This window comes from Streptomyces sp. NPDC058691 (assembly GCF_042714775.1).
GTDB lineage: Bacteria > Actinomycetota > Actinomycetes > Streptomycetales > Streptomycetaceae > Actinacidiphila.
The window spans coordinates 1-4,946 of the sequence record NZ_JBHXSO010000134.1 but is presented as its reverse complement, the minus strand read 5'-3'; the positions used below and the strand labels follow the sequence as shown (position 1 = coordinate 4,946).

Sequence of the window (4,946 nt, the reverse complement as noted above, 5' to 3'; positions counted from 1 at the left end):
GAGCGCATCCCGCGCTCCGCCCCTCGCCCTCTGCGGCCGCCGCCCTACGCGCGGTGGTACTGGGCGGGGGTGACGACCTCGCCGCCGAGCTTCTTCGCGGCGTGCCGGGCCCAGTACGGGTCGCGCAGCAACTCCCGGGCGAGCAGTACGGCGTCGGCGCGGCCCGAGGCCACGATGGCCTGCGCCTGCTCGGGCTCGGTGATGAGGCCGACGGCCGCGACCGGCATGCCCGTCGCGGAGCGCACGCGCTCGGCGTAGGGCACCTGGTAGTCGGGGACGGCCTCGATCCTGGCGTCCGGCACATTGCCGCCCGTGGAGACGTCCAGCAGGTCCACGCCGCGGGCGTGCAGTTCCTTGGCGAACCGGACGGTGTCCTCCCCGGTCCAGCCCTCGCGGTCGTCGTCCGCGTTCTCCGCGAGCCAGTCGGTAGCCGAGGTCCGGAAGAACAGGGGCAGTTCCTCGGGCCACACGGCGCGGACCGCGTCGACGACCTCCAGGGCGAAGCGGGTGCGGCCCTCGAAGGAACCGCCGTACTCGTCGGTGCGCCGGTTGCTGTACGGCGAGAGGAACTGGTGGATCAGGTAGCCGTGGGCCCCGTGGATCTCGGCGACCTGGAAGCCGGCCGCCAGCGCCCGGCGGGCCGCGTCGGCGAACTCCCGGACGATCTCCGCGATCCGCTCGGCGGTCAGCTCCACGGGCGTCGTCGAGCGCTCGGTGAAGGGCAGCGGGCTCGGGCCCACCGGGGTCCAGCCGTGCGGCTCGCCGGGCGGGATCGGCGCGCCGCGGTCCACCCAGGTGCGCTCGGTCGAGGCCTTGCGGCCGGCATGGGCGAGCTGGATGCCGGGGACGGCGCCCTGCGACTTCAGGAACTCCGTGATGCGCCGGAAGGCGGCGACCTGGGAGTCGTTCCAGATGCCGAGGTCGTAGGGGCTGATCCGGCCCTCGGCGCTGACGGCGGTGGCCTCGGTGATGATCAGGCCCGTGCCGCCGGCCGCGCGGGCCGACAGATGGGCGAAGTGCCAGTCGTTCGGCACGCCGGCGTCGGGGCCGTCCGGTGCCGCGCTGTACTGGCACATGGCCGCCATCCAGATGCGATTGGGGACGGTCAGCGACCGGAGGGTGTACGGCTCGAACAGGGTGGTCACGCGGGTGTCTCCTCTGATGGCGTCGGGTGGCCTGGGGCAACGGCGCGGGCGCCCAGGCCGCCATATCAGTGCAACAGCGCCTTACGAGCTCCCACAATAATTGCAGACGCCTATAGATGCAAACGCATGATGTGGGGCGCGTGATCGCGGCCGCCACGGCCCACCGGCGGAGCGCGGTCAGTAGAGGGTGGCGACGGCAGTGCGGTGCAGCATGTCCTCGGCCCGCCCCCACGGCCAGCCGTTCTCCACGACGAGCGTGCGCCAGCCGGTGGGCCCGAACCAGAACCACAGCAGGTCGGCCGTCTCCTCGACGGCGCAGTGGCGCGGCGGTTCGTCGAGCCCGTGCAGATGCACGGCGACGGTGCGCAGCGCCGCGCGGTACGCGGTGGTGGCCCGCTCCCACAGCGCCTCGCCGTTCTCGTGCACCGGGAGCGCCTTGCGGATGGCCTCGTGGACCCCGAACTGGCTCTCGTTCCCGGCCCGCGTGCCGTGGGCGACGGCGCGCAGCACCTCGTCCGGCCGGCGCAGCGTGAGCACGAGCGCGACGGCGTCCCCGTACCCGGACTCCACCACGGCCGTGTCCACGATCCGGTCGAGGATGTCGCCCTTGCTCCCCACGCTGGCGAACACCGTCTTCGCCGCCACGCCGGCCGCCGCGGCGATGTCCGCGACGGTGACGCGCCCATAGCCGCGCTCGGCGAAGAGCGTCGCGGCCCGGTCGAGGATCAGCGCGCGGGTGCGTGCCGCGGCCTGCTCGCGGAGTGGTGAGACGTATACGCGCTTCTGGGTCACGCGGCCATCCTAGCGAAAATGATCTCCGCATTGACCTATTCATTGGGTGCTCAGTAACCTCAATATGCGCGGCACCCGGGCAGCACCCCGCGCCACCGGACCGACCGACGCGGGCGAAAGGCACACACGATGGCGATGGACGCCGTGGAACTGGCACACGGGCTCTTCCGGATACTCGAGACGGGCGATCCCGCCCTGGCCGCCGAGGTCGTCGGCGCGGACAACCAAAACCGCGAGGCCGCCGTCGCCCCCGCGGCCTGCGCGATCCCGGGCCCCGCCGGGACGCTGGCCTCGGGCGTGTGGCTGCGGTCGGCCTTCGAGGGCCTGCGCTTCCCGTTCCTCGGGGTGGCGGCCAACGACCACCAGGTCTGGGTGCGGCTGCGCATGCAGGGGCGGCACACGGGCCCGTTCGTCCGCTTCAAGGACGGGGCCCTCGACCAGGCCGTCCCACCCACGGGGCGGGAGGTCGACTTCGAGCAGGTGCACCTGCTCGACATCCGGGACGGCAAGGTGGTCCGGCACGAGGCCCTGCGCGACGATCTGACGATGCTCGGCCAGCTCGGGGTCTTCCCGCCCTCCCCGGCCGTCGCGCTGCGCGTCGCCGGGTGGAAGATCTCCGGGCGTGCCGGACGCGCCGCCGCCGAGGTCACGGCCGCGGCGGCCGAGGCGGCCCGCGCCCTGGACGGCCTCGGCACCGGCAGCCACCGGAGCTGAGCAGGCTGCTTGCGTCACAGCAGTTGAACGTCCACAATAGTTGCAGACGTTAATTATTGCAGATGTAGATCATCGGGAGGCGGCGATGACCGCGACGGATCCGGCCCTGACCGGGCTTTCGCAGAGCTGGTACGCCCTCTCGGCCCTGCACGGCAGGATCGAGGCGCACATCGAGCGCGCCCTGCAGGCGGGGCACGAGCTGAGCGTGCGCGAGTACTCCCTGCTGGAGGTCCTGAGCCGCCAGCACGACGGACCGGGCGGCCACCTGCAGATGAAGCAGGTGGCCGAGGCCGTCGTACTCAGCCAGAGCGCGACGACGCGCCTGGTGACCCGCCTGGAGGACCGGGGGCTGCTCAGCCGCTACCTGTGCGTCACCGACCGCCGCGGGATCTACACCGACGTCACCGAGACCGGCCTGGCACTGCTCGCCGAGGCCCGGCCGACCAATGACGCGGCGCTGCGCGACGCGCTGGACGAGGCGGCGAAGAACCCGAGCCTGGCCCCGCTGGTCAGGACGGTCGAAGGACTGCACCTCCAGGCGGCCGTCTGAGCCCGCGAGGGGACACCGGAGGCCGGTCGCGCTGCGCGACCGGCCTCAACTCACCGTGAGAAGCGCCGCCGTTCGCCGCCACATGCGGCATTGATTCCCTTTTGCGATGGTTTGACCCGCCGTGTCAGGCTGGACTGTCCGGACATCGCCGAAGGGACCCGTCATGAGGCTCGCCTCGATCCTCCCCGACCGCATCGGCTTCGGCACCGCCCCACTGGGCAACATGTTCCGCGCCGTCCCGGACGAGGAGGCACGCGCGACCCTCTCCGCGGCCTGGGACCAGGGCATCCGCTACTACGACACGGCCCCGTTCTACGGAGCGGGCCTGGCGGAACTGCGCCTCGGCGAACTCCTGTCCCGGCAGCCCTCGGACAGCTACACGCTGTCGACCAAGGTCGGACGGGTCGTGTTCGACGAGTTGGGCGATCCGGGCGCGCGTGAACAGGAAATGGGCGAGAACGGCGGCCTGTTCGAGCACGGACGGTGCCGGACGATGGTGACCGAGTACACCGCCGAGGCCACCGAGCGCTCGCTCGACGACAGCCTCAAGCGGCTGGGCACCGACCGCCTCGACATCGTGTGGGTCCACGACATCGCGCAGGACTTCCACGGCGACGTGTGGCTTCAGAAGTTCGACGAGGCGCGCACCGGCGCCTTCCGGGTGCTCACCCGCCTCCGCGACGACGGTGTCATCAAGGCCTGGGGCATCGGCACCAACCGCGTCGAACCCATCGAGCTGGCACTGGAGTTGACGGAGCCGCAGCCCGACGGCTTCCTGCTCGCGGGCCGTTACACGCTGCTGGACCACGAACGCGCCCTCCAGCGGTTGCTGCCGACCGCCCAGGAGCAGGGCCTCGGCATGGTCGTCGGCGGACCGTACAGCTCCGGGGTGCTGGCGGGCGGCGACCACTTCGAGTACCGGCCCGCGTCCGCCGAAGTACTGGAAAAGGTCCGGCGGATCAAGGAGATCGCCGACCGGCACGGCGTGGGGATGAAGGCGGCCGCGCTGCAGTTCTCGCTCGCCCACCCGGTCGCGTGCGCCGTCGTCCCCGGAGCGACCCGGCCGGGCCGCATCGCCGAGGACATCGCCGCGGCGCGGGAGGACATCCCGGCCGCGTTCTGGATCGACCTGCGCGAGGCGGGACTCGTCAGCCCCGCCGCGCCGCTCCCCGGCGGCGTCTGAGCGCGCTCTTTCCGTTCCCCCGTTCCGTGCACCAGCCGACGACACCAGGAGAACCACCATGGCATCGACTTCGGTGAGCCAGGTCGTCCCCGCGTCCCCCGAACGCGTGTGGCGGCTGATCGGCGGCTTCGGCTCCCTGCCCGACTGGTTCCCCGCCATCCCCGAGTGCGTCCTGGTGGAGGGCGGCCGGGTCCGCCGGCTGCGCACCGCCGAGGGCGAGGTCGTCGTGGAGCGCCTGGTGTCCTTCGACGAACAGGCGGGGTCCTACGCGTACACCTTCGACGAGACCCCCTTCCCCGTCACGGGCTATCTGGCCACGCTGCGGGTGCACGCGGTACCCGGCGAGAAGGACACCGCCGAGGTCCAGTGGTCCGGGCGGTTCGTCCCGCGGGGAGTCGAGGACGACGACGTGATCGCCCTGTTCACCGGGATCTACCGCGACGGCCTGGACGCCCTCCTCAAGACCCTCTCGGGCTGAACGGGCCGCGGACCGGGCTCCGCCGCGCACGGCCCACCACGGACCACCCCGAAGCGCGGCGGGCACCGGCGGAGTGTGCCCGCC

At 72.2% G+C, this 4,946-nt stretch carries 6 protein-coding genes; 4 read left to right on the top strand and 2 right to left on the bottom strand.

What is annotated here, in order from left to right; genetic code table 11:
* Positions 1-44: 44 nt before the first annotated feature.
* Together ACFWVC_RS38535 and ACFWVC_RS38530 are read right to left on the bottom strand one after the other, a co-directional pair.
* On the bottom strand, positions 45-1,145 hold the full coding sequence (locus ACFWVC_RS38535; RefSeq protein WP_384299514.1) for an NADH:flavin oxidoreductase/NADH oxidase: 1,101 nt from the start codon (positions 1,143-1,145) through the stop codon (positions 45-47).
* A gap of 177 nt (positions 1,146-1,322) precedes the next feature.
* Positions 1,323-1,937, bottom strand: a complete 615-nt coding sequence (locus tag ACFWVC_RS38530; protein ID WP_384299509.1) for a TetR/AcrR family transcriptional regulator — start codon at positions 1,935-1,937, stop codon at positions 1,323-1,325.
* 129 nt (positions 1,938-2,066) lie between these two features.
* Here ACFWVC_RS38530 and ACFWVC_RS38525 point away from each other — a divergent pair, with 129 nt between their 5' ends.
* The 4 genes from ACFWVC_RS38525 to ACFWVC_RS38510 all read left to right on the top strand — a co-directional run bounded on the left by ACFWVC_RS38525 (position 2,067) and on the right by ACFWVC_RS38510 (position 4,862).
* Complete coding sequence (locus ACFWVC_RS38525; RefSeq protein ID WP_384299503.1) at positions 2,067-2,651, top strand: ester cyclase; 585 nt, start codon at positions 2,067-2,069, stop codon at positions 2,649-2,651.
* Between the two features lie 85 nt (positions 2,652-2,736).
* Positions 2,737-3,201 (top strand): MarR family winged helix-turn-helix transcriptional regulator, encoded by a 465-nt coding sequence (locus ACFWVC_RS38520; RefSeq protein ID WP_384299495.1) that lies wholly within the window; start codon positions 2,737-2,739, stop codon positions 3,199-3,201.
* 163 nt (positions 3,202-3,364) lie between these two features.
* On the top strand, positions 3,365-4,384 hold the full coding sequence (locus ACFWVC_RS38515) for an aldo/keto reductase (protein ID WP_384299488.1): 1,020 nt from the start codon (positions 3,365-3,367) through the stop codon (positions 4,382-4,384).
* Positions 4,385-4,442: 58 nt separating this feature from the next.
* Positions 4,443-4,862, top strand: coding sequence for an SRPBCC family protein (locus tag ACFWVC_RS38510; protein WP_384299481.1), 420 nt, complete (start codon positions 4,443-4,445; stop codon positions 4,860-4,862).
* Positions 4,863-4,946 lie beyond the last annotated feature (84 nt).

Bases quoted from the DNA above. Each gene is read 5' to 3' on its own strand.
- ACFWVC_RS38510 (WP_384299481.1), top strand. From the start codon at position 4,443: ATGGCATCGACTTCGGTGAGCCAGGTCGTCCCCGCGTCCCCCGAACGC.
- ACFWVC_RS38525 (WP_384299503.1), top strand. From the start codon at position 2,067: ATGGCGATGGACGCCGTGGAACTGGCACACGGGCTCTTCCGGATACTC.
- ACFWVC_RS38520 (WP_384299495.1), top strand. From the start codon at position 2,737: ATGACCGCGACGGATCCGGCCCTGACCGGGCTTTCGCAGAGCTGGTAC.
- ACFWVC_RS38515 (WP_384299488.1), top strand. From the start codon at position 3,365: ATGAGGCTCGCCTCGATCCTCCCCGACCGCATCGGCTTCGGCACCGCC.